The following is a 21,851-nucleotide window of genomic DNA, read 5'->3' on the forward strand; positions in this document are numbered from 1 at the left end:
CTGCTCCTGAAAAATCCTTTTAAGACCCTGGCCTAAAACTGCGCATAATGAAACGTCTAAAACTATTGCGGATCAATGACAGCCAGAATACCTTCCAGCTCATCCAGACTATGATAACGAATTACCATTTTGCCCTTACCCTTGTTGTTGTGGTCAATTTCAACATGAGCACCAAAGCGTTCGGATAAACGACGGGTAAGCTGCTCAATGTCTGAGGATGCACGTGCCTTTGGCTTGGCAACAGGAGGATTCAACAAATCACGAATGAGTTGTTCGGTCTGGCGTACTGACAGCACTTTTTCAACAATGGTTTTGGCCACTACAATCTGGTCTTTGCTTTTTAGGGAAAGCAAGGCACGGGCATGCCCCATGTCAATATCACCATGATCCAGCATGGTTTTGACATCATCGTGCAGGCTGATCAGGCGCAATAAATTACTGACTGTTGCCCGTGCCTTGCCTACGGTGTCCGCAATTTCCTGATGGCTCATGCCAAATTCGTCATGAAACCGTTGCAGCGCCACGGCCTGTTCCATTGGATTTAGGTCTTCGCGCTGGATATTTTCAATAAGTGCCAGCGCAATAGCCAGCTCATCAGGAATGTCGCGCACCAATGCAGGGATATGGGTCAGGCCAGCCAGTTTTGCAGCACGCCAGCGACGCTCACCAGCAATAATCTCAAAGGGAACCTTGGACTGCTCACCCAGACGACGAACTACAATCGGCTGCATGATGCCATGTTTTTTGATGGAATCACTCAGCTCGGTTAGCTGCTCATTGGCAATTTCACGCCGTGGCTGGTACACCCCACGCTGTAACTGGCCAACATCAATATGCTGTAACTGACCCTGCTCGGCACTATTCATGCCAGCCGTACTGTTTTCTACATCCTGAGTCACCTGCCGAATGGAACCCAACAAGGCATCCAGACCACGTCCCTGCGCCAACCCCCGCTTCTTGGTCATGCCGGTTTTCCTTGTGCTTTTTTCTGTTTTTTGCCCTGTTTGACCAGTTCAGCCGCAAGGTTCAGATAAGCAATCGCACCCTTTGAGCTTTTTTCATAAAACAGGATCGGCAGGCCATGCGCCGGTGCTTCGGCCAGCCGTACATTACGCGGAATAACCGTTTCAAACACTTTGTCACCAAAATGCGCAATCAGCTCATTGGATACATCATTGGTGAGGGTATTACGTGGATCATAAATGGTACGCAGCACCCCGCGAATCTGTAACTCAGGGTTTAAGCTCTGATTAATGCGGTCAATGGTATTGGATAAATCAGCCAGGCCTTCCAAGGCGTAATATTCACACTGCATGGGAATAAGCACTCCACCAGCAGCACATAAGGCATTGACAGTAATCAGGTTAAGGCTAGGAGCGCAGTCAATCAGGATATAATCGTACGAATCCGCAATGCGGTTAATCGCATCTTTTAGTACATATTCACGGCGGTTTTTTTCAGCCAGATTCAACTCAACACCGGCTAACTCGCGATTGGCACCAATCAGTTTATAACCAGTTTTGGTGGTTAGAATGGCAGCTTCAATGGGAGCATCTTCCAGCATCACATCAGTCGCACTGAAATTAAGCTCGTTTTTTTGTACACCAGAACCCATGGTGGCATTGCCTTGCGGATCAAGGTCAATCAGTAATACCCGTTTTTTCAGTACAGCCAGTGAGGCTGCCAGATTCACAGCGGTCGTGGTTTTTCCTACGCCGCCTTTTTGATTGGCTATGGCTAGAATTTCGGTCATAAGTGCTCTATGTTATTGCGCAAATCATGTCAATGCAGGCAGTTTGTTTCATTAATAGTGAAAAATGCCACCTACAAATTGTCAGGCATTCAAACTGCCTATTAAAGCATTTTTAGCCTGCGGTTTGTATGCCTGAATGCATTTCCTGAAAATAACGGCCATGCCCTCACGGTTAAGACCGCAGCTTGAAAACCATAAATCAGGTCAATCCCAGCTTCAGGACATGAGTACCGTTACGACAGCAATATCAAATGCCGTTGCTCATTCAGGTTAGGCACCTGCAAGGCAATAACTTCTTGTTTGTACTGTGGCAATGTTTCAAGTTCCTGTTCAGGAACTACCCCTTTCATGGCAGCAAAGTAGCCATTTTCGGCCAGAAACGGCTGTCCTAGCGTAACAAAATCATTGAGTGCCGCAAAAGCCCTGCTGGTGACTACATCAAACTGGCCCAGTTGCTTTAAAATGGCGGTATCTTCAACCCGGGTTTGCACAGGCTTTGCATTAGACACTTTCATATCAGCACTGATCTGGCGCAAAAAGCGGATTTTCTTGCCATTGCTATCCAGTAGCACACATTCACGCTCTGGCTCGACCAGTGCAATGATAAATCCCGGCATGCCGCCACCTGTACCAATATCCAGCAAACGACCCTTGGGCAAGTGCGGAATAATGCTTAGGCTGTCCAGCAAATGCTTTACCAACATTTCCTTGGGATCACGGATTGCAGTCAGGTTAAAGGCTTTGTTCCACAGTACCAGTTGGTCCTGATAGTGTAATAGCCGGTTTAGGGTGGCCTCTGGCAAATCCAGATTTAATGCCTGAACACCGGCTTGCAAATTGCGAAACAAGGGATGCATTACAGGGCTCACTTCCAGTTATTGATAAACAGCTGCATCATATCAATTTATTGATACAGCGGTGAGTTTACAGCCACAAAAACTGCCACCAAACCCGCACTTTTCAGGCAGTTTTTAAACAACTGGTTAAATTTAATGCCTAAAGGCTTGCTTAAATCTGCTGCTGGCGGATTTGCTGATCGAGGATATTCAGACGTTCTGGCGTGCCGACATCCACCCATGCGCTGTTCATTTTTGTACCGCTGACCAATGCCTGCTGCATGGCCTGACGCAGTAATGGCGCAAGCGGACGCTTTCCTTCTGGCAAATCATTAAACAATTTGGGTGACAACACACTTAAGCCGGAAAAAGTCAGCTTTTGTGCCTCAGCCTGCGCACTAGCTGGTAGATCAACCTGACCATTATAAATACGGCCATTAGCCAGCATAAAATCCCCGGCTGGATGTTGCGGCGGGTTGTCTACCAGCACCAAATGAGCAAGGTCGTTAGCCAAAGAATGCGTTATTAACTGGCTATAATCAAAACGTGTCCATACATCGCCATTCACCAGTACAAACGGCTCAGCACCTAAAACAGGCAAGGCCTGAATAATACCCCCTGCGGTTTCCAGCGCCTCGGCTTCCACAGACCAGTGAATATTAACTCCGAACTGGCTGCCATTATCTAATGCACCCATTAGCTTGTCAGCAAGCCAGGCACAGTTAATTACAATGTCTGTAATTCCGGCCTGTTTAAGCGCTTCAATATGCCAGACAATCAGGGGCTTATCACCTACACTCAACAGCGGTTTTGGCGTTTCAAGTGTTAAAGGCCGCATACGGGTGCCCAAACCAGCCGCCAGAATCATCGCTTTCATACAGGTTGTCCTACGCCAGCACCTTCAATAAGGGCGCGGCTTTCTGGTTGTTTTTGCAAGAAAGCCGGTAAAATACGCTGCTGCACAAAGGCATCAAAAGCCTGTAACTCTGGATAGCCTTTAATTTCCTGCAATAAATAATGAAAAACCAGCGGCAAATCTTTCATATAGCCAGTTTTGCCATCGCGCAGGTTAAGGCGAATAAAAATACCCAGTACCTTTAAATGACGCTGTGCTGCCATAAAGTCAAACTCACGCGCAAAGTCAGCTAAGGTTTTGTTTATGGTTTGCGCGGCCGGTAAATGCTGCCAGAAATATTGCATCCACTCATTAACCCGGCTTGCAGGCCATTGCACATACGCATCGCGCAAAATGGAAATCAGGTCATAGGTATAGGCACCAACCACGGCATCCTGAAAATCAATTACGCCCAGCATTTGCTTATTCGCTTTAGTCTGGTCTTCAAGCACCATCAGGTTACGGCTATGATAATCACGATGCACCACCACCTGTGGCTGTGCCAAAGCAGTGTCAGCCAGCACCTGATAGGTTTGTTTGAGCAATTGCTGCTCATCAGCAGTAAGTTTAATATTCAGGTATTTTTCTACAAACCATTGGTCAAACAGTGACATTTCCTGCATCAGCTTGTCCATATCATAAGCTGGCAGTTGCTGGGCCGGATCATTTACTGGTAATTGCTGAAGCTGCACTAGCTGATCCATGGCCTGACAGTAATACTGATCTACCGTGTCATCATTCAGCACTTGTGATAGCAACGTATCGCCAAAATCTTCCAGTAGAATAAAGCCCTGACTTAAATCCTTGGCAATAATATGGGGCACCCGCACCCCATGGGTATCGAGCCACTGGTCAATGGCCACAAAAGGCTGGCTGTCTTCTTTTTCTGGTGGCGCGTCCATCAGCATATAGGTTTTATGGTTACTGTGAATACGCGCATAACGCCGGAAACTGGCATCACCAGCCAGCGGATGAATGGTTAATTTAGGGTCATTTAATTGTTGTTGTACCCAAATCGTTAGTGCTTGTTCACGCGGCAGGCCCATAGAAACAATCCATTAAAAGCATGTAGATAAAATAGTGCCGTAAGTTTAGCGGCTTGAGTTATTTTTCTCTAGTGGTGCAGCACAATGATGAACAAAGCCTTGCTAAATGATACAGGGACAACCCCAACTCCGTTTTGCATTTAACAATTCAGTTTGGCTGGCTTCATAACTACTTAACTTACCGCTGCTTAATTTTCTGCTACTTGGTTTAAGAGTACTTAATTCAGGGCTAAAGGATTACTCATAAGCAACCTATTTTAGCCCTGATTGGTTTTGCTGGTTTTCTTAGGTTAGGTCTACTTTATTTTATTTTCAGCATTAAACCATTGCTGGGCAGCTTCATTAAAAAATAGCAAATATATTGAATAAATATTCAATGGAATATTAATCAGCAGGTCTACCTTATCCAGCAGGGTAACCTCAATTTCATGGCCAGCGGCCAGTAAAAACAGGATTGATAACACAAACAAAGCTGTAAACACCAAACGGCTTACAGTACTGCGCTGGGCCAGCTTGTAGGGAATCAGGCACATCAAGGCATTAACCAGCAACGCTGTAATCAGATCATTTAAGGTGATATCACCCAGAAAACGCTGCGCAATGCTTAGTAAAATGCTGATAGCCAGCGAAATCCAGATCAGTTTTATGGCAATATTTACGGTTTTTGGCATGGGGTACTCAAGCTAAAAAGTGCTACTGGTCATTATTTCCAGATACAGCACAGTATAATAGATCGCATAGAGTACTAAAATCCCGGCCAGAACCAACATAAAAACCATAAACGGACTAAACTGGAAACCAGCCGGACTGCCCGCATTTTCTGCACGCCGCATGGCAACATGCTGGGCATGAATCGGTGAGATGGTTTCTTCATAAGCGGCTACAACGTGAAAAAACTCATCAATAAAATTGCCCTGCAACAGGTAAGGATTAAATTTCTCCCAGCCCTGCAACTGAAAAAACTGCTGAAATGGTTCTTCCCGCAGAAAGTATTTCAGTGTCCATGAGTTAAAAAAACGTTCGCCAGGCTGAATAATTACCCGTTTAAGCAGTTGTACATCAATATTTAGCTCAGAGGTTTGCGCCAATTCCCAGACCTTGTCTACGGTAGAATCAGGCGCTTCAATACAGTGCAGGTAATAATTATTGCCATAAATCAACATGCCAGACATTTCACCCTGTGATGTCAGGTTCTCGGCCATTGTAGTTATGGCAATCAAATGATCACGAATTGTAGATGGCAAAGCTGTAGAAGTACTGGCATAAATAAAACGGCTGTAGGTTTTAGCCCTGCTGACAAAAGGCAAGCTCAAGGCTTTGACTGCTGTATGATTAACCTTTTTTACTACCGGTTTTTTTGAGCCAGCCATCCTTGGTAGAACGCCTTGGCCAGAATAACCTTCAATCAGATGATAATTAAGGGCTAAATCCTTAAGCCGTAATTTGGGGTTAACTTCTTCCCGTTCACTTTCTGTACTTTGAGGGTATTCACTCAACAAGCGAATAAACTGCTTCAGTAAGCCATCTTGCAATGCATAGGGATTAAATTTTTCCCACAGATAATTTTTATAAAATTGCTGGATTTTTTCATCCTGCAAGACATATTTCATAGCCCATGCAGCAAATAAAGGCGCAACATCATTTTCATACGACAACTGAACAATACGCTGATGTCTGGGATCATCGGCTATTTTTTGATACAGCGCATCAATTTGGGTTTTATTTCCTTCAATACACTGAAAAAAATAGTCATTCCCATAAAACATGACCCCATTAATTTTATGGTTAAAATTATGCAACCGGGCTTCGGCAAGAATATCCACCAGATCTTGCCGGATGGTTAAAACTGATGAGGCAGTAGTGCTGGCGTAACTTAATCGCGTGATATTTGACACAGCCCAGCCTCTAGGAAATAAATACAAATTGTTGTATTTTCAAGCATACTAAGCGTGTAAACAGGGTTTCACAACCTTTATGTTTTTATTAAATTCTGGACAATCCGATAGGTCATTCATTCTCAATTGAAAAATAGTTTTTATGCCAAACCAGCAATAATTTGCTTAAAAGTCAGTGAAGCAAATACCATTTGTCCCGGCGATACACAATAAAAATCTGTGCTAATGCCTTGGCAATCTGCGGCTTGGCTGTTCTCCCACACGGTAGCAGGATACCCTTATAAATGGGAACCTCATGTGTGCCATCAACGATACAGGTTAGTTCCAGCTTGTCACCAGATTTATTGATAAACTGATGCCTTTCTTTTGCCATATAGCTTACCTTTTCTATAGGATTAAATTTTTTAGCAGCAATGATTTAACGCGTTAGCCTGACTTAAAAAACGCAGCTAACAACTAAACATGATCTATTTATTAAAAAATATTAAGATTCTTTTAAGAAAACAACCAGTTCTAATATCATTGAATTGTAAGCAGTTAATAAAATGGTCTTAATGCAGCAAATACCAGTTGTCTTCTTTATATGTAATAAAAATATATTCATTACCCCATAAAAATTGAGGCTTGATTTTAGTACCTTCTGGCAAAATTACACGTTTATAGACCATATGCCCATTGGTGTGATCCATCTCACACAATAATTCAATTTTCTCTCCCTCCCGGTTCACAAAATCATGTGGTTTCTTTAGCATAATAGACTCCGGCATTTATTTTGGCAGTAAACCCAAAAGCCATTAACAATGAATAGATACTATTTAATATTAAGTTATTTTTAAAAAATAAAAGGTTAAAGCTACGCAAATCAAACGCTGCTCACCAAGCAGATATACTTATAAATAAGATACTTGTATAAAACTAGCGCTTGGTATCAAACACGTTTAAAACATGGATACCCATCCAGAGTGTTAACCTTGCTTTAACCTTGCATGTCACAAAACAGTGTTTTTCCAATACCTAAAGCCCATGTGTTGCTTACCCGTGCAACAGTTGTTTGAATAATAAAAATTAATGGCAGCATCAAGCTACCGCTAAACTGCATACACCACTCTCCTGATGGTGGCAAAATAGCTGGGCAAATAGCTGATTTAGGTCTTGTTTGCTGCTTCACCCCCTATGATTTTACAGACCCTAAAAACATGCTGGTTCAGCCAACAAACACAATTAAAACCAATATTTTATTGGAATTGATGAGTGTTATTCACTATCATTCAGCAAGAATTTACTATCTGCTTTGTGCTGACAACTATGCCCAATTGCTTCTTTTCCCATCAGTTTCAGTTAAATCCTCTGGCGGCTGCCCTGCTTGTCTGCTCCCTTTCTCCAGCCTACAGCCAGATGACGCATGCAGAAGAAAATACAGCAGAGAAAACCTCAGCACCGCAAAACCATGCAAACCCTACCGCGGATGAAAAAGCCCAGGCCTTTTTTTCGCAGTATTATTTAAACCGTGAACAAATGGCCAGCTTGCCAATTGATCAGCAACGGCCGATTCCGGCCACCTGCCATGGCACCTGGGTAACGCCCATTGACATCAATACCAAGGCAGCAGACCCGGAACAGGCCACGACGGTAATTACTGCCGACTATGGCTACTATGACCCAACCAGCGGCTCTGAATTAAGCGGTAACGTGATGATTGACCAGCCGGGCCGTTCCGTGCGCGCCGACAAGATTAATCTGGATGCCACGCAGACAGTTGCCACGGCGCAGGGTAATGTACAGTTGATGGATGCCGGATTACTCAGCAACAGTGACCGTGCCACTTATAACCTGAATAATGCCACCGGAAAAATTAGCGATAGTCTGTTTATCAGCGAGACACAGCGTGCACATGGCCATGCCAGCCTGATAGATCGTCAGGGCAATGGAATTACCCGCTTTGAAAATGCCATATACTCCACCTGTGAACCCAGTACCAAACCAGTATGGCAGTTGCGGGCCAAGCAAATTGAGTTAAATGAAAATACCGGACGTGGCGTTACACGCAACACAACCCTGTATGTCAAAGATGTGCCTGTGCTGAAAGTGCCGTATTTTAACTTTCCCATTGATGACCGGCGTACCTCAGGTTTTCTGGTGCCTACCACCGGTTATAGCAATGATGGCGGCCTGCGCCTCAACGTGCCCTATTACTTTAATCTGGCACCCAATTACGATTTGACACTGGCTCCGGGCTATTTAAGCCGTCGTGGCCTGATGCTGGAAGGTGAGTTTCGCTATCTCACAGAAGATTTTGGCGCCGGTAAAATAGCAGGCGGTTACTTACCTTCAGATAAGCTGTTTAATGAAGACCGCAAGGCCGGCAGCTACCAGCATGCATGGCAGATTGATCCGTCGTGGCGCACGGTTATAGACCTCAATTATGTGTCAGACAAGGATTACTATACCGATCTGGGTACTGATCCTTCATCCCAAAATATCTTAAATCAGGAACGCACCTGGAGTATTTTTTACGATAATGGTATTCCAGGCTTAACCGGCTTGTTCCGGGTTCAATCCTTCCAGACCGTTGACAAGTCCATTCTGGATGCTGACAGGCCCTATGCCCGATTGCCTCAGTTGCTGGTCAATTATCGCGGTGGTTCACCGTTTGGCCTGCAATATGAAGCACAAAACGATACGGCTTACTTTAAGAAATCCATTGGCGATGGTTCAGCACTGGAAAGCAGTGGAACACGTATTTTTAACCGGCTGGCAGCAGGCTATAACTGGCGCAACCAGTGGGGTTATGCCAAGCCTGAAGTTTCGGTTCGTAGCGTTAATACCTTTTATGATCAGGACAGTATTGCTAGTCAGGGTTTAAACCCGGATGACGATACCAATCAGCGCTCAGCGGTTGTGCCGCAGTTTACTTTCGACTCTGCACTGGTGTTTGAACGTGAAGGCCGTTTTTTACAAAGCATTACCCCGCGTTTCTTTTATGCCTACGCGCCCTATAAGCAACAAAGCAATTATCCCAACTTTGACACCACCACTGCCTCATTAAATTTTGACCAGCTGTTTAGTCCCTACCGTTTTTATGGTCATGATCGTCTGGATGATAATAACTTTACCTCACTGGGTGTGACTTACCGCGCCTATGACAATATCGGGCTGGAACGCTTGCGGGTAGGATTGGGCCAAAGCTATTATTTTCATGACCGCAAGGTTCGATTGAATGAAACCGATCCTATAGCCACTGAGCACAACTCAGGGCCTGCACTGGCGCTAGGCAGTCAGCTCAGCAGGAATTTTTCCATTAACGGCAATGCATTGTGGCTGGCCAATGGAGAGAATTCGCAGAATGACGTACAACTCAACTACACAGGCAATGATGGCAGTATCTATAACACAGGGTATTATTACCGCCGTCAGGTAAAATCACAAAACCAGCAATCCTATCAGCAGGTTACTGCCGGTTTTGTTCAGCCTCTGCATGATCAATGGCGTGCCATGGGTTATATGCAATATGATATAAACAATAATCTGGCGCGCGAATGGTTACTGGGTTTTAACTATGATGCCTGCTGCTGGCGTGCATCGCTATATGGTCGCTATTATTATAATGATCTGGATGATCCTACCGCAGCAGATGTCAAACCCAAGCGGGCCATTATGATGGAAATTACGCTCAAAGGCTTAGCTGGTTTTTCGGGTAATCTCGGCAACTTACTGCAACAAAAGATTTTAGGTTATCAACAGGTGGAAACATTGTGGAACGAACGCTAATTACTCCTCACTCAATGCGTCAGATGATTAAATCGACGCTAATGGCCGCTTTATTAGCGTCATCGTTCATGGTTAATGCAGCTCAGGAGCCACTGGACAAAGTGGTTGCGGTAGTTGATAACAGTATCATTCTGGAAAGTGAACTGGATCGTGCCCTGGCAGCAGCCAAGCAGCAGCTTGCCCAGCGTAACCAGACTATTCCGCCGGATAATATTTTACGCGCTGAAGTCTTGCGTCAGGTGATCTTAAAGCGGGCCCAGCTAGAGCGGGTCAAGCGCCTTGGCGTGACCATTGATGAAGCCACCCTAAATGCCGCAGTTGCAGAAATTGCCAAGCAGGAAGGTACCAGCAGCCTTGCCGAATTTCAGACCAGACTCGATGCACGGGCACCGGGTAGTTATGCGGCACTGCGTCGCCAGATTAGTGATGACCTCAGCGTCAACCGCCTGCGTCAGCAACAGGTCAGTGCCCGCATTAAGGTAAGCGATCAGGATATTGATAACTTTCTGAATTCGCCACAGGGTAAAAGTGCCCTCAACAGTGAAGTCCATGTGGCTCACCTACGGGTTTCGCTCCCTGAAAAAGCCAGTGACGCACAGGTTCAAGCTGCAGAAACGCTCGCCAATAAACTGCGTACAGATTTGCAAACCAGCACTGATATTGATGCAGTGGTCAAACGCAACCAGAGTTCCAGCTACCCTGTAGAAGGTGCGGATATGGGCTGGCGCAGTACCGATGAAATGCCGGATGAGCTGGTTACCAAAGTCAGTGCGCTGGATTTGAATCAGGTTACCCTGCCAATTCGTGCAGCTGATGGTTTCCATGTCCTTAAACTGATTGAACGTCGTGGCAATGCAGCCCGTAGTATTGTGCAGCAGTTTAAAGTGCGCCATATCCTGCTGCGACCAAGTGAAGTATTAAGTCCAAGCGATGCCGAACAACAAATTAACCAGTTGCATAAACGCGCTGCAACCGAAAACTTTGCTGACCTGGCCAGCACTTTTTCCAATGATCCGGGTTCAGCCTCTAACGGCGGTGATCTGGGCTGGGTAAGCCCCGGCATGATGGTGCCTCAGTTTGAGGAAATCATGCGCAAAACACCTATTGGCCAGATTAGTAAGCCATTCCAGACCCAATATGGCTGGCACATCCTTAAGGTTGAAGATACACGCCAACAGGATGTTACTGATCAGTCCAGACGCAGTAAGGCACGTCAGATTTTGGCAGAGCGCCAGTTTGATCAGGAACTGGACAACTGGATGCGTGAAGTCCGGGCTGAAAGTTTTGTTGAGATCAAGGATGGGACTAAAATCAACTAAAGGTTGATGTTCAGGAACTCTTGTCATATACCAGCTATGACAAGAGTTTTATATTCTAGTTATAAAATTAGCCACTCAAGGCATCGATCATTAGTCCAGTTGGCTAAATAGCAAAACTCAGCTATACATGTTTTCTGCTGCAAGGAGCTAAAAAATAAATATTAGATTGGCTCACGATCAAGATTTCTATGCACTATTAGAACTTGATACACTGGCTTTAACCAACCTTCATCGATCAGAAAAAATTAAACAATGGGTTGAAGAAAAAACGTGTTACCTAATTGAATGCAATAAAATTATTTCTGCTTATGGTGTACTTAATTACAGTTTTTTTGAGTTTGGTTATATTCCAATGCTGATGGTCAGGGAAAATTTTCGGCATAAACACCATGGAATTTCCTTAATCACCTATTTTCAAGAAATTTGTGCAACACCGAAATTGTTTACTTCTACGAACCAGTCAAATATACCCATGCAACAATTATTAATTAAGGCAGGTTTCAATAACAGCGGTTATATTGAAAATCTTGATGAAGATGATCCTGAATTAATCTTTATATATCAGAAATGCTAAAACCTAAAATACCGGAATTTATTCAAAAGTTGTGCAGCCAAACAATATTCAGAAAAAGTCCCATCAGGAAAATTGTTTTGCTATATTAATTTTAATTGTTGATCTTTTTAATTATTGTTCACTGTCTAATGAAAAGGCCTAAGTTCTGTAGTTAATAGAACTCAGGCCTTTAAAAGCTGCTTAATTAAACTACCTCATATAACAAGAGCAGTTCAAAAAGCTTTTTATTGTTTAGCTCTTGGCGACAACAAACAACTAACGGTTGTTACCGTTGCCATCATCTTCGCCGCTGTCATCAAATTTCTGGTCGCCTTCAAAGCCACCTTGACCACCGCCAAAGCCACCCTGACCGCCAAAGCCACCACCTTGACCACCGCCAAAGCCACCCTGACCGCCAAAGCCAGCGCCCTGACCACCACCAAAGCCGCCCTGACCACCAAAGCCAGCGCCCTGACCACCGCCAAAGCCACCCTGACCACCAAAGCCAGCGCCCTGACCACCGCCAAAGCCACCCTGACCACCAAAGCCAGCGCCCTGACCACCGCCAAAGCCAGCACCTTGTGCACCCGGAGCACCAACTGGCGCACCAGCAGGACGCGGATTACGGGCAGGTACTACTGTAGAAATCGCATGCTTATAAACCATTTGGCTTACTGTGTTTTTTAATAAAACAACGTATTGATCAAAAGATTCGATCTGGCCTTGTAATTTGATTCCATTTACCAAAAAAATAGAAACTGGGATGCGTTCTTTACGAAGAGAGTTTAAAAACGGATCCTGCAATGTTTGACCTTTAGACATCGTTATTACTCCAAAAAAATAACCAGCGCAAAAAAAACTGCCTTTCGTATCAATTAAAAATTATAAAAAGACAGGCGGCAAATTTTGCGTCATCTATACTTCATACGCAAGTCTAGTATGCCTTCATTCACTGTGTTGTATATATTAAAAACGTGCAACTCACGTAACGAACGTAGCCATGTATATTGACGTTTGGCTAATTGTCGTGTTGCAAATAATGCTTTTTCCTTCATTTGCTGAAGTTCTGACTCAGTTTGCCCTCCCTGTGCTAAAAATTCCCAAGCCTGACGATACCCTACTGCCCGCATGGATGGCAAATTTTCATGTAATTGATATTTTTCACGTAAATGCCTGACTTCATCCAGAAAACCGATTTCCCACATAATTTCCAAGCGTTGTGCAATTTTCTGGTGCAACAATGCACGATCTGGCATTATTGCATATAAATCAAAATTATAGTTAGAGTTTAACTGCTTTTCCTGTTCAGCATGCAAGTCGCTGATTGCCCGGCCAGTAATCCGGTAGACCTCCAAAGCACGTAGCACCCGTTGTCGGTCAGAAGGCTTGAAGCGTATAGCGGCTAGTGGATCAACACGCTGTAATTCATCATGAATAAACTGCCAGCCGTACTGTTCGGCCTGTTGCTCTATTTGAGTGCGAATAGCAGGATCAGCGGCAGGTAAATTATCCGCCATGCCCATGATAAGACTACGAAAATACAACATAGTGCCACCTACCAGTAACGGGATTTTACCGTTGGCATGTACCTGATCAATGATACGGCTGACATCTTCAACAAATTGGGCAGCAGAATACACTTCTGTGGGATCAATAATATCAATCAGGTGATGGGGATACTGCTCAAGCTCTCTGGCAGTAGGCTTGGCTGTGCCAATGTTCATATCCCGGTACACCAGCGCAGAATCGACAGAAACCAGTTCAAATTTTCCGGTCTCATAGAGCTCACAGGCAAGGGCGGTTTTACCACTAGCGGTCGGCCCCATCAGGCATACCACTCGCTGCTTTTCAGCGCATGGCTTTAGCAGTGAAGAAGTGACTGTTAAGTTCATACTATTCCCCACGGGCAAACAGTTTATCAAGCTGGGTTAAGGGGAAAGCACGCCAGGTTGGGCGACCATGATTGCACTGGCTGGCAAATTCGGTTTGCTCCATTTGGCGCAACAAGGCATTCATTTCGGCAAGGCTGAGCTGACGATGCGCCCGTACTGCCCCATGACAAGCCATACCCGCCAGAATCCTGTCACGGGCTGCGCTTAGATCCGCAGCCTGATTTGCCTGTAAATCAGTTAATAGCTGGCTGATCAGTTTTGAAAAATTAGCGCGGGCCAATAAGGCAGGAACGGCACGCACCACTGCGCTGGTTTCACCATAACGGTCGACTTCCAGCCCTAATCCATGCAAGGTGGGCTGTAATTCCTCAATACGGCTGGCTTGCAGATGGCTTAGCTCAACAATTTGTGGCACCAGTAAATGCTGGGTTTGCCAGTTCTGAGCGTTATCCCATGCTTTTTTAAGCTGTTCCAGTAAAATCCGTTCATGCGCTGCATGCATGTCTACAATAATCAGGCCATCGGTATTTTGCGCCAGAATATAAATACCATGCAGTTGTGCAATGGCAAGTCCCAGTGGATATTCATCAACCCCTGCCGTGCTGGTTATGGCCAGCGAATGATTCAACTCCTGCCGTGCTGGGAGGAGGTAGCTGGCCAGTGCTGCCTGTACCGGAGTTGCATGAGGAACTGAACTGGAAAACCCTGAGGCTGATGGCAATGCCGAATATGTTATTTGCTCAGCTGTATGGCCCGAATCCATACCAGCATGCATAGGGTCATGCGTTGTAGAAGATGACTGAGTTATTGGGTTCTGCTGTAGTGTTGTATGGTGCAATGGCAAAGGATTTTGCTGCATTGCCTGATAAATTTGCTTCTGCTCTACTGAATGATGCGCCTGTTCCATCGACTGACGCTGCAACGGATGCATGGCATCAGCCAGTTCAGCAGGTGCTGTTTTAAACTGGGCTAATATTTGCCGCGCGTGATGGCGCACAAATTCATGCACTTCGCGCTGCGCCAAAAAGCGTACCTCATGCTTGGTAGGATGTACATTGACATCCACTTGTTCTGGTTCAATTTCTAAAAACAGCAGATAAGCCGGATGCTGGTGCCCATGCAAGATGCCTTCATAGGCCATACGCAAGGCATGGCTCACCGTTTTATCCTTGACCATGCGGCCGTTAATAAACAGGTATTGCAGGTCAGCCTGTCCCCGTGCTTCGCTAGGATGCCCAAGCCAGCCCGACAGCTGCATATAAATACTGGAACAGTCCAGCCAATGGGAAGTTTCGGTAAACCGGGCACCCAGAATGCGCCGTACCCGCTGGGCCCGCAGCTCACCACTGTCAGCAATAGGCAAATCCAGCCTGATCTGACCGTTATGGACTAATATAAAAGCCACATCAAAGTGACTTAAGGCCACTCGCCGAACTACTTCTTCAATATGGCCAAATTCGGTACTGACTGATTTTAAAAACTTGCGTCGCGCCGGTACATTAAAAAACAGGTCACGCACCTGAATCCGTGTGCCACGCTGGTGTGCTACGGCGCTAACGGGCTGATTATTTTCTGCTGCGTTATAGGCACTACCATTAATGGTGACCTCATAGCCAATACCTTCATCAGACTGGCTACTGCTTAAAGTCAGGCGGGATACTGCCGCAATGGAGGCCAGTGCCTCGCCCCGAAAACCCAGTGTGGCAATGGCTGATAAATCCTCAGCGCTGCTAATCTTGCTGGTGGCATGGCGCAAAACGGCTAACGGCAAATCATCCCTATGAATGCCATTACCATTGTCCAGTATTTCAATCAGCGTGCTACCGCCCTGCTCAATATGAATCTCTATACGGGATGCGCTGGCGTCCAGTGCATTTTCAACCAGCTCTTTCACCACAGAAGCCGGCCGTTCAATCACCTCTCCGGCTGCAATCTGATTAGCCAGCGCCGCACTTAAGGGCTGAATACGGCGGCTGGCGGACATGGTGACAGAATCAGGCAAACTGCTCATGCAAGCTGTCCTCTAATACTGTCCATGTCTGGCTGTCTGCTGATAATGCACTCAATGTCAAATGACGGGTAAGCTGGTCTTCATCCAGTGTTAGTTCAATCTGATAATCGGCTTTTGGGACTATAGGCTGGCCTTTTTGCGGCCATTCAATGAGTAACAAGGATTTATGTTGTCCAATATGATTGCTGGACTGATCGGCACTTAAATAATCGCGAATACCCATCAGCTCTAGCTCGTAGGCATCCTGCAAACGATACAGGTCAAAATGATAAATAGACTGGCCTGCAATAGTATAGGGTTCAACCAGTGTATAGGTTGGACTTTTTACATTACCCTGATGACCTAGCGCCTGCAACCATGAGCGGGTTAAAGTGGTTTTACCTGCGCCCAGATCACCCACCAGATACACCACGCCATGCCGGATATGCTGTGCCAGTACAGCAGCCAGTTTTTGTGTGGCAGCCTCATCAGGCAATATGAGTGAAATGGTTTGCGCCATAGCAGATGTTTCCCAACCCGAATTAAACCTGCCTATAATAACACTGAAGCTGAAATTTTTAGGCCTTAATCTGTTTTTGGCTATAATCCCTTTTTAATTTTATTACTCGATCGCAATGAATGCATGGTTATGGCTGGTGATTGCCGGATTATTTGAAATTCAGTGGGCGGTTACGCTCAAATATACGGAAGGCTTTACCCGTCTGTGGCCTTCCGTATTTTGCATTGTGGGCATGATTATTTCGGTGTATGGCTTATCAATGGCGCAAAAAACCTTGCCGCTTGGCACCAGCTATGCAGTCTGGGTGGGCATCGGCATTTTGGGTGCTGCCATTTGCGGAATGTTTTTATTTAATGAGCCCAAAACACTGGTAAGATTTGCTTGTATTTTGCTGATTTTAGCTGGAATTGTTGGCTTAAAAGTTACTTCACCTTCATGATTTATTCGTGCTTCAACTACGAAATATCAATTTATCTATGCCACGCGGAATGCCAACGATTTAAATGAACACCCCTTTTAAACCGCCCATGACTGATGGCGTTAGTCCCAGTTGTGTGCATCTGCCCAGCCTTACAGCACAACCTGCTTTTGCCACTCATTGCACTACCATTCTGGATTTTTTAATTCAAAAATTTCCACAAATTTCTTCTGAGGTTTGGATAAACCGTATTTTGGCTCAAAAGGTTTATCAGGATTCAGGCGAACTGGTAAATATGCATAGCGCGTATGTGCCTAACAGTAAAATTTATTATTACCGTGAATTAGCGCATGAAGAACATATTCCGTTTGAAGCACAAATCCTGTTTCAAAATGACCACTTACTGGTTGTCGATAAACCACACTTTCTACCTGTTACACCCACGGGGCGTTTTGTTCAACAAAGTCTGCTGGTACGTTTAAAACAGCAATTAAATTGTGAAGATATTACTCCGATTCATCGTCTGGACCGGGAGACAGCTGGAGTCATGCTGTTTTCGTTACAACCGCAAACCCGGCATTTTTACCAGACATTATTTCAGGATCGCAAGGTTACCAAGCAATATCAGGCGATTGCTGCCTTTCGGGATGATCTAATCTTTCCAGTTGACTATCAGAGTCATATGGTAAAAGGCCAGCCTTTTTTTACCATGCAGGAAATTGAAGGCCCGGCCAACAGTTTTACCCGTATTGAATTACTGGACGTAACACATGATTTGGGGCAAAGTCTGGCCCGCTACCAGCTATATCCTTTAAGTGGCAAACAGCATCAGTTGCGCGTCCACATGGCTGCATTGGGCATTCCTATTTTAAATGATCCCTTTTATCCTACAGTGCAGTTAAAAGCAGACAATGACTACTCAGCACCCTTACAATTGCTGGCACAACGCATTGGTTTTATTGATCCCATCACGCAGCAACCTGTAGAATATGCGTCACAGCAAAACTTGATTCTTTAGCCTGTTTTGTAATGACAATGCAATGATAATTATGCTTTAATGCGCCCTCTGTCAGGCTCGGCTTTTTGTTTATTACTCTTTAGTTAGCAGTTAGTGATAAGTAAATATTGGAAAGAGGTTAACTCATGCGTCGCACGGAAGTTTATCAGGTTCGACTGGATGTCCATGAAAAAAAACAGGCATTTGCAGTGTTTAAGCAACTTGGAATTAGCCCCGCGCAAGCCATTCGCTTATTTTTTCGTCAGGTGGTAGTCACCCGCTCTATTCCATTCCCTATTGAACAAGGTAACGCTGAGCCTATAGAAGCTCCCAAAAAACCCTCTAAAAAGTCGGTTACTGCCAGTGAACTCAGTCATTTATCTGATCAGGATGTTTTTGATCAGCTCAATGAACTACTACAAGCCAATACTGGCTTACCAGAATCTGACAACGAAAAAGATAACAGTAACTTGCAGGACAGCAGTAATTCGGCTAACCATCAGGACCTATAAGGATAAGGCAGCAATAAAAGCATTATGCTGCCCTTAATGGTCAATCTGGGTTTATTCTTCGGTAGATTCGGCGGCTTTAACCCGAATGCCATAGCCATGCACCCGAAGTGTATTCAGCGCCTTAATGGCTTTAATGGCATCACGGCCGTTTTCCATTTCCACAAAACCAAAACCTTTGGATTTGCCAGTTTTGGCATCCAGCACCAGCGTGCAGTTTTTAATCTTGCCAAATGGCTTGAATAACGCTTCCAGCTCAGCTTGTGTGACACTACGCGCCAGATTGCGAATTAATACTTTCATTGAACTCATCAACTTTATCAGAAATAAGCAGCAAATGGCGTTTACCTATGCCATTGCTATCAGTCAGCCTATTAGAACATAAAATGCCAGCCCGCCCTAAAACATTTTCGGAAGCCAATATGGTTTCCTGCGTTTATTTATTCAGGCTTTAGCAAAATAAAACAATTTTTTGTCTTTTCCTTTAAGCCATTTGATAGATGATACGGTTTTCATTGTTTAGTTTTACATGCTTATGAAACATCATTTTTTAGGCCATACTGATATTAAAGTTCCCGAGATTTGCCTCGGCACCATGACCTTTGGCCAGCAAAACACGCAGGAACAGGCCTTTGAACAACTGGATTATGCACTAGAGCGTGGGATTAACTTTTGGGACACCGCAGAGCTATATGCTGTACCGCCCACTCCGCAAAGCTACGGCTCGACTGAAACCATTTTGGGCAACTGGTTTGCCAAAACGGGTAAGCGCAAGCAAGTGACGCTGGCTTCCAAAATTGCCGGGCCAAGTCAGGTAGGTGGCCATATCCGTAACGGTCAAACCCGCTTTAATAAAAAAGATATTTCTAGGGCGCTGGACAACTCCTTAAAACGCCTGCAAACCGATTATCTGGATTTATACCAACTCCACTGGCCAGAACGCCCGACCAATTGCTTTTCCCATCTGGGTTATACCACGCAGATGATTGCAGATACGCCAGCCGATTTGACGCCACTGGCTGAGACGCTGATTGCCTTAAATGATGAAATCAAGGCGGGACGTATTCGTGCCATTGGCCTCTCCAATGAAACGCCTTGGGGAACCATGAAGTTTTTGCAACTGGCCGATGAACTGGGCTTACAGCGTGTGGTGAGCGTACAAAACCCCTATGGGCTGCTCAATCGCACCTATGAAATTGGATTGGCAGAAATTGCCCATTTTGAAAAAGTGGGTTGTCTGGCGTATTCACCGCTGGGGTTTGGCGTGTTGTCTGGCAAATACCTGAATGACCAGAAACCGGAAAATGCCCGCATTACCCTGTTTCCGCGTTTTTCGCGTTATACCAATGCACAAGCAGTCTGGGCAACGGAGCAATATGCAAAAATTGCCGCTGAACAAGGTTTATCGTTGGTGCAATTGTCTTTGGCCTTCGTGCGCCAGCAATTTTTTGTCACCAGTACCATTATTGGGGCGACCACCATGCAACAACTACAGGAAAATATTGATTCTGTTGATGTGGCGCTGAGTGATGAAGTTATGCAACTCATTGAAGCCGTGCATGTGCAACAACCCAATCCATCGCCTTAGGATTTAGTTTGTTGAAACGGGCAAGGTTACTTATAAAAGCAATACTTAAATAATATCAAGCAAGCTGCCTTGCCAAAGTAACCTGCTCATCATTGAGGTAAATCCACTCACCTTCTGCCAAATCATCCGGCAATTTAAACTGGCCAATTTGCTCGCGGTGTAAGGCATCGACATGATTGCCCACGGCGGCAATCATCCGTTTGACCTGATGATACAACCCTTGATGAATAGTCAACACAAGCTGGTTTTCGGCCAATTGAAGGCAGTCATCCGCCGCATAAACACCCTGCTCATTTCGTAACGCCACACCTTGCTTGAGTTGCTCAATCTGTTCATCGGCAATTGGCCGGTTGGTCGTGACGAGATAACGCTTTGCCACATGCTTTTTAGGATGGGTTAATGCCTGTAAAAAAGCACCGTCATCGGTCAGGATTAATAGCCCGGTGGTGTCCTGATCCAGCCGTCCAACACATTGTACGCCACGCTCTATAAATTGTGCTGGTAGCAAACTAAATACGCTGGGATGATGCTGCGGTTGATGTGAGCATTCATAACCTTGTGGTTTATTCAGCGCCAGATAAACTTTTTCGCGGTACTGCCAGCTTTTGCCAGCAACCGCAAATTCAAGCGGTTGTTCATCAGAATGCTGTGTTTCAAAACTCGCTTTGGGATTTCTGCAAACTTCGCCATTAATAGTGACCTTGCCGTCTTCAATCAATTGACGGCATTGCTTACGGCTACCAAAGCCTTGCGATTGCAGAATTTTTTCGAGATGCATACTAAACTTTAAATATATCTTTTAAAAAATCTTAGCACATTCTGACCAACTTGACCAACTTGACCAACTTAACTAAAATCAACTCATGACCAGTGCGCTTTTAGGAGAAAATTATCGTGATTATTAATATTGCCGAAGCCAAAGCGCATCTTTCTGATTTAATCCAGCGTGCCTGTAATGGTGAAGAGATTATTATCGCAAAAAATAATCAGCCGCTGGTTGAGCTGGTAATACATCAGCCCAAAAGTCAGATTAAATTTGGTTTACTGGAAAATGATACGGCAACACAGGATCTGCTCAAAATTATGGATATTGATGTGGCAGACGATTTTTATAATAACGACATTTTTCCTGATACCCAATGAATATTCTCATTGATACGCATATTTTTTTGTGGCTGCTTAAATCACCAAAACAGCTTTCAAAACAACAAGTAGAAACTTTTAAAAACCCACAGAATCAGTTTTATTTGAGCAGTATTAGTATTGCTGAAATCATGATTAAACTTTCTATTGGCAAACTGGTGGTAGACTTTGATCCGATTCAGGCAGCTATAGATAGTGGGCTTAAACTCTTGCCGTATCAGGCTATTGATGCGGTTGCGCTCGGTCATTTACCGTTTCATCATAAAGACCCGTTTGACCGTATGCTGATTGCTCAAGCCAAAACCCAGAATATGCAAATGATGAGTAGTGATACAGTTTTTGGATTATATGGAAAGGTGATTGATTAATCGTTAAATAACCGATTTAGTTCATCCTGATTGGTATTGTAATGTGAATCTTTTTTCCAGATAACTTGATTCAAATTAATATTAAAAAACTCAGAGATTTTTTGTTTTATTTCTGATTTAAACAAATTTTTATCCATATAGATAATATGCTTATTTTGCTTAGATGAATATAAGATGCGTCCTCGTGGATTTTGCTCATATTCCATATTAAAAAGCTCTGGAAATGGTGTTTTTAACTTAGAATTTTCCCAAACATTCACATGATCAAAATTGCTATCAATTAAACCGTTATAGCCTTTAAAACCTTGAGAGATGTCCTCAGCAATCCAAGGACAGTATTTGTATAAAACCAGAAGATGCC

Annotated in this window: 25 protein-coding genes; 9 read left to right on the forward strand and 16 right to left on the reverse strand. The window is 44.6% G+C overall.

Features of this window, described 5'->3' with window-relative positions:
• Window positions 1-62 precede the first annotated feature (62 nt).
• The 9 genes from BKE30_RS10900 to BKE30_RS10940 form a co-directional block, all read right to left on the reverse strand.
• The gene (locus BKE30_RS10900) at window positions 63-965 is read right to left on the reverse strand and encodes a ParB/RepB/Spo0J family partition protein (protein ID WP_076878613.1); all 903 of its coding nucleotides are present in this window, start codon (window positions 963-965) and stop codon (window positions 63-65) included.
• Complete coding sequence (locus BKE30_RS10905; protein ID WP_076878614.1) at window positions 962-1,753, reverse strand: ParA family protein; 792 nt, start codon at window positions 1,751-1,753, stop codon at window positions 962-964. Before BKE30_RS10905 ends, BKE30_RS10900 begins: the two co-directional genes overlap by 4 nt.
• A 233-nt stretch (window positions 1,754-1,986) precedes the next feature.
• On the reverse strand, window positions 1,987-2,610 hold the full coding sequence (gene rsmG / locus BKE30_RS10910; RefSeq protein ID WP_076878615.1) for a 16S rRNA (guanine(527)-N(7))-methyltransferase RsmG: 624 nt from the start codon (window positions 2,608-2,610) through the stop codon (window positions 1,987-1,989).
• Between the two features lie 151 nt (window positions 2,611-2,761).
• A complete protein-coding gene (gene murU / locus BKE30_RS10915) occupies window positions 2,762-3,466 on the reverse strand; it encodes an N-acetylmuramate alpha-1-phosphate uridylyltransferase MurU (RefSeq protein ID WP_076878616.1) in 705 nt (234 codons plus the stop codon).
• On the reverse strand, window positions 3,463-4,530 hold the full coding sequence (locus tag BKE30_RS10920) for an aminoglycoside phosphotransferase family protein (protein WP_076878617.1): 1,068 nt from the start codon (window positions 4,528-4,530) through the stop codon (window positions 3,463-3,465). The genes murU and BKE30_RS10920 overlap by 4 nt, the downstream gene beginning before the upstream one ends.
• A 296-nt stretch (window positions 4,531-4,826) precedes the next feature.
• The gene (locus BKE30_RS10925) at window positions 4,827-5,201 is read right to left on the reverse strand and encodes a hypothetical protein (protein ID WP_076878618.1); all 375 of its coding nucleotides are present in this window, start codon (window positions 5,199-5,201) and stop codon (window positions 4,827-4,829) included.
• 12 nt (window positions 5,202-5,213) lie between these two features.
• Window positions 5,214-6,425 carry a BLUF domain-containing protein gene (locus BKE30_RS10930; RefSeq protein WP_076878619.1) on the reverse strand — a complete coding sequence of 404 codons (1,212 nt, stop codon included), beginning with the start codon at window positions 6,423-6,425 and terminating at the stop codon, window positions 5,214-5,216.
• A 172-nt stretch (window positions 6,426-6,597) separates the two neighbouring features.
• Window positions 6,598-6,798 carry a hypothetical protein gene (locus tag BKE30_RS10935; RefSeq protein ID WP_076878620.1) on the reverse strand — a complete coding sequence of 67 codons (201 nt, stop codon included), beginning with the start codon at window positions 6,796-6,798 and terminating at the stop codon, window positions 6,598-6,600.
• Between the two features lie 178 nt (window positions 6,799-6,976).
• Complete coding sequence (locus BKE30_RS10940; protein ID WP_143253711.1) at window positions 6,977-7,177, reverse strand: hypothetical protein; 201 nt, start codon at window positions 7,175-7,177, stop codon at window positions 6,977-6,979.
• Window positions 7,178-7,730: 553 nt separating this feature from the next.
• Between BKE30_RS10940 and BKE30_RS10945 the strand changes: the two genes are divergently transcribed.
• The 3 genes from BKE30_RS10945 to BKE30_RS10955 all read left to right on the forward strand — a co-directional run bounded on the left by BKE30_RS10945 (window position 7,731) and on the right by BKE30_RS10955 (window position 12,086).
• Window positions 7,731-10,193 (forward strand): LPS-assembly protein LptD, encoded by a 2,463-nt coding sequence (locus tag BKE30_RS10945; RefSeq protein ID WP_076878647.1) that lies wholly within the window; start codon window positions 7,731-7,733, stop codon window positions 10,191-10,193.
• A 14-nt stretch (window positions 10,194-10,207) separates the two neighbouring features.
• Window positions 10,208-11,512: a peptidylprolyl isomerase gene (locus tag BKE30_RS10950; RefSeq protein WP_076878622.1), complete on the forward strand. Its 1,305-nt coding sequence runs from the start codon at window positions 10,208-10,210 to the stop codon at window positions 11,510-11,512.
• Between the two features lie 166 nt (window positions 11,513-11,678).
• On the forward strand, window positions 11,679-12,086 hold the full coding sequence (locus BKE30_RS10955) for a GNAT family N-acetyltransferase (RefSeq protein WP_227518392.1): 408 nt from the start codon (window positions 11,679-11,681) through the stop codon (window positions 12,084-12,086).
• Window positions 12,087-12,341: 255 nt separating this feature from the next.
• On the opposite strand, the gene hfq is transcribed toward BKE30_RS10955, so the two are convergent.
• The 4 genes from hfq to tsaE all read right to left on the reverse strand — a co-directional run bounded on the left by hfq (window position 12,342) and on the right by tsaE (window position 16,467).
• Window positions 12,342-12,887 carry an RNA chaperone Hfq gene (hfq, locus tag BKE30_RS10960; RefSeq protein ID WP_076878624.1) on the reverse strand — a complete coding sequence of 182 codons (546 nt, stop codon included), beginning with the start codon at window positions 12,885-12,887 and terminating at the stop codon, window positions 12,342-12,344.
• Between the two features lie 89 nt (window positions 12,888-12,976).
• Window positions 12,977-13,957, reverse strand: coding sequence for a tRNA (adenosine(37)-N6)-dimethylallyltransferase MiaA (gene miaA, locus BKE30_RS10965; protein ID WP_076878625.1), 981 nt, complete (start codon window positions 13,955-13,957; stop codon window positions 12,977-12,979).
• Between the two features lies 1 nt (window position 13,958).
• Window positions 13,959-15,968 carry a DNA mismatch repair endonuclease MutL gene (mutL, locus tag BKE30_RS10970; RefSeq protein ID WP_076878626.1) on the reverse strand — a complete coding sequence of 670 codons (2,010 nt, stop codon included), beginning with the start codon at window positions 15,966-15,968 and terminating at the stop codon, window positions 13,959-13,961.
• Window positions 15,952-16,467 carry a tRNA (adenosine(37)-N6)-threonylcarbamoyltransferase complex ATPase subunit type 1 TsaE gene (gene tsaE / locus BKE30_RS10975; protein ID WP_076878627.1) on the reverse strand — a complete coding sequence of 172 codons (516 nt, stop codon included), beginning with the start codon at window positions 16,465-16,467 and terminating at the stop codon, window positions 15,952-15,954. Before tsaE ends, mutL begins: the two co-directional genes overlap by 17 nt.
• 115 nt (window positions 16,468-16,582) lie before the next feature.
• Here tsaE and BKE30_RS10980 point away from each other — a divergent pair, with 115 nt between their 5' ends.
• The 3 genes from BKE30_RS10980 (at window position 16,583) to BKE30_RS10990 (ending at window position 18,394) form a co-directional block, all read left to right on the forward strand.
• Window positions 16,583-16,906, forward strand: coding sequence for a DMT family transporter (locus tag BKE30_RS10980; protein ID WP_076878628.1), 324 nt, complete (start codon window positions 16,583-16,585; stop codon window positions 16,904-16,906).
• Between the two features lie 64 nt (window positions 16,907-16,970).
• Window positions 16,971-17,903, forward strand: coding sequence for a pseudouridine synthase (locus BKE30_RS10985; RefSeq protein ID WP_076878629.1), 933 nt, complete (start codon window positions 16,971-16,973; stop codon window positions 17,901-17,903).
• A 125-nt stretch (window positions 17,904-18,028) separates the two neighbouring features.
• Complete coding sequence (locus tag BKE30_RS10990; RefSeq protein WP_076878630.1) at window positions 18,029-18,394, forward strand: type II toxin-antitoxin system RelB/DinJ family antitoxin; 366 nt, start codon at window positions 18,029-18,031, stop codon at window positions 18,392-18,394.
• 51 nt (window positions 18,395-18,445) lie between these two features.
• On the opposite strand, the gene BKE30_RS10995 is transcribed toward BKE30_RS10990, so the two are convergent.
• Complete coding sequence (locus BKE30_RS10995) at window positions 18,446-18,694, reverse strand: RNA recognition motif domain-containing protein (RefSeq protein WP_076878631.1); 249 nt, start codon at window positions 18,692-18,694, stop codon at window positions 18,446-18,448.
• Between the two features lie 232 nt (window positions 18,695-18,926).
• Between BKE30_RS10995 and BKE30_RS11000 the strand changes: the two genes are divergently transcribed.
• Window positions 18,927-19,979: an NADP(H)-dependent aldo-keto reductase gene (locus tag BKE30_RS11000; protein ID WP_076878632.1), complete on the forward strand. Its 1,053-nt coding sequence runs from the start codon at window positions 18,927-18,929 to the stop codon at window positions 19,977-19,979.
• A gap of 55 nt (window positions 19,980-20,034) precedes the next feature.
• On the opposite strand, the gene BKE30_RS11005 is transcribed toward BKE30_RS11000, so the two are convergent.
• A complete protein-coding gene (locus BKE30_RS11005; RefSeq protein ID WP_076878633.1) occupies window positions 20,035-20,757 on the reverse strand; it encodes a pseudouridine synthase in 723 nt (240 codons plus the stop codon).
• A 116-nt stretch (window positions 20,758-20,873) separates the two neighbouring features.
• On the opposite strand from BKE30_RS11005, the gene BKE30_RS11010 reads away from it, so the two are divergent.
• Window positions 20,874-21,122, forward strand: coding sequence for a type II toxin-antitoxin system Phd/YefM family antitoxin (locus tag BKE30_RS11010; protein ID WP_198938074.1), 249 nt, complete (start codon window positions 20,874-20,876; stop codon window positions 21,120-21,122).
• Window positions 21,119-21,490 carry a type II toxin-antitoxin system VapC family toxin gene (locus tag BKE30_RS11015; protein WP_076878635.1) on the forward strand — a complete coding sequence of 124 codons (372 nt, stop codon included), beginning with the start codon at window positions 21,119-21,121 and terminating at the stop codon, window positions 21,488-21,490. Before BKE30_RS11010 ends, BKE30_RS11015 begins: the two co-directional genes overlap by 4 nt.
• Here BKE30_RS11015 and BKE30_RS16040 read toward each other — a convergent pair.
• Window positions 21,487-21,851: hypothetical protein (locus BKE30_RS16040; RefSeq protein ID WP_083698545.1), on the reverse strand; the 365-nt coding region annotated here is incomplete at its 5' end. The two genes, BKE30_RS11015 and BKE30_RS16040, sit on opposite strands and share 4 nt — an antisense overlap.

The organism is Alkanindiges hydrocarboniclasticus (assembly GCF_001982605.1).
In the GTDB taxonomy this organism is placed as follows: Bacteria; Pseudomonadota; Gammaproteobacteria; order Pseudomonadales; family Moraxellaceae; genus Alkanindiges; species Alkanindiges hydrocarboniclasticus.

Excerpts from the sequence above, each read along its gene's own strand:
- miaA (WP_076878625.1), bottom strand. The coding sequence starts at position 13,957 with ATGAACTTAACAGTCACTTCTTCACTGCTAAAGCCATGCGCTGAAAAG.
- BKE30_RS10950 (WP_076878622.1), top strand. The coding sequence starts at position 10,208 with ATGCGTCAGATGATTAAATCGACGCTAATGGCCGCTTTATTAGCGTCA.
- BKE30_RS11015 (WP_076878635.1), top strand. The coding sequence starts at position 21,119 with ATGAATATTCTCATTGATACGCATATTTTTTTGTGGCTGCTTAAATCA.
- BKE30_RS10990 (WP_076878630.1), top strand. The coding sequence starts at position 18,029 with ATGCGTCGCACGGAAGTTTATCAGGTTCGACTGGATGTCCATGAAAAA.
- BKE30_RS11000 (WP_076878632.1), top strand. The coding sequence starts at position 18,927 with ATGAAACATCATTTTTTAGGCCATACTGATATTAAAGTTCCCGAGATT.
- hfq (WP_076878624.1), bottom strand. The coding sequence starts at position 12,887 with ATGTCTAAAGGTCAAACATTGCAGGATCCGTTTTTAAACTCTCTTCGT.
- mutL (WP_076878626.1), bottom strand. The coding sequence starts at position 15,968 with ATGAGCAGTTTGCCTGATTCTGTCACCATGTCCGCCAGCCGCCGTATT.
- murU (WP_076878616.1), bottom strand. The coding sequence starts at position 3,466 with ATGAAAGCGATGATTCTGGCGGCTGGTTTGGGCACCCGTATGCGGCCT.
- BKE30_RS10905 (WP_076878614.1), bottom strand. The coding sequence starts at position 1,753 with ATGACCGAAATTCTAGCCATAGCCAATCAAAAAGGCGGCGTAGGAAAA.
- rsmG (WP_076878615.1), bottom strand. The coding sequence starts at position 2,610 with ATGCATCCCTTGTTTCGCAATTTGCAAGCCGGTGTTCAGGCATTAAAT.
- BKE30_RS10935 (WP_076878620.1), bottom strand. The coding sequence starts at position 6,798 with ATGGCAAAAGAAAGGCATCAGTTTATCAATAAATCTGGTGACAAGCTG.
- BKE30_RS10980 (WP_076878628.1), top strand. The coding sequence starts at position 16,583 with ATGAATGCATGGTTATGGCTGGTGATTGCCGGATTATTTGAAATTCAG.
- BKE30_RS10920 (WP_076878617.1), bottom strand. The coding sequence starts at position 4,530 with ATGGGCCTGCCGCGTGAACAAGCACTAACGATTTGGGTACAACAACAA.
- BKE30_RS11005 (WP_076878633.1), bottom strand. The coding sequence starts at position 20,757 with ATGCATCTCGAAAAAATTCTGCAATCGCAAGGCTTTGGTAGCCGTAAG.
- BKE30_RS10925 (WP_076878618.1), bottom strand. The coding sequence starts at position 5,201 with ATGCCAAAAACCGTAAATATTGCCATAAAACTGATCTGGATTTCGCTG.
- BKE30_RS10995 (WP_076878631.1), bottom strand. The coding sequence starts at position 18,694 with ATGAAAGTATTAATTCGCAATCTGGCGCGTAGTGTCACACAAGCTGAG.
- BKE30_RS10945 (WP_076878647.1), top strand. The coding sequence starts at position 7,731 with ATGCCCAATTGCTTCTTTTCCCATCAGTTTCAGTTAAATCCTCTGGCG.
- BKE30_RS10940 (WP_143253711.1), bottom strand. The coding sequence starts at position 7,177 with ATGCTAAAGAAACCACATGATTTTGTGAACCGGGAGGGAGAGAAAATT.
- tsaE (WP_076878627.1), bottom strand. The coding sequence starts at position 16,467 with ATGGCGCAAACCATTTCACTCATATTGCCTGATGAGGCTGCCACACAA.
- BKE30_RS10900 (WP_076878613.1), bottom strand. The coding sequence starts at position 965 with ATGACCAAGAAGCGGGGGTTGGCGCAGGGACGTGGTCTGGATGCCTTG.
- BKE30_RS10985 (WP_076878629.1), top strand. The coding sequence starts at position 16,971 with ATGAACACCCCTTTTAAACCGCCCATGACTGATGGCGTTAGTCCCAGT.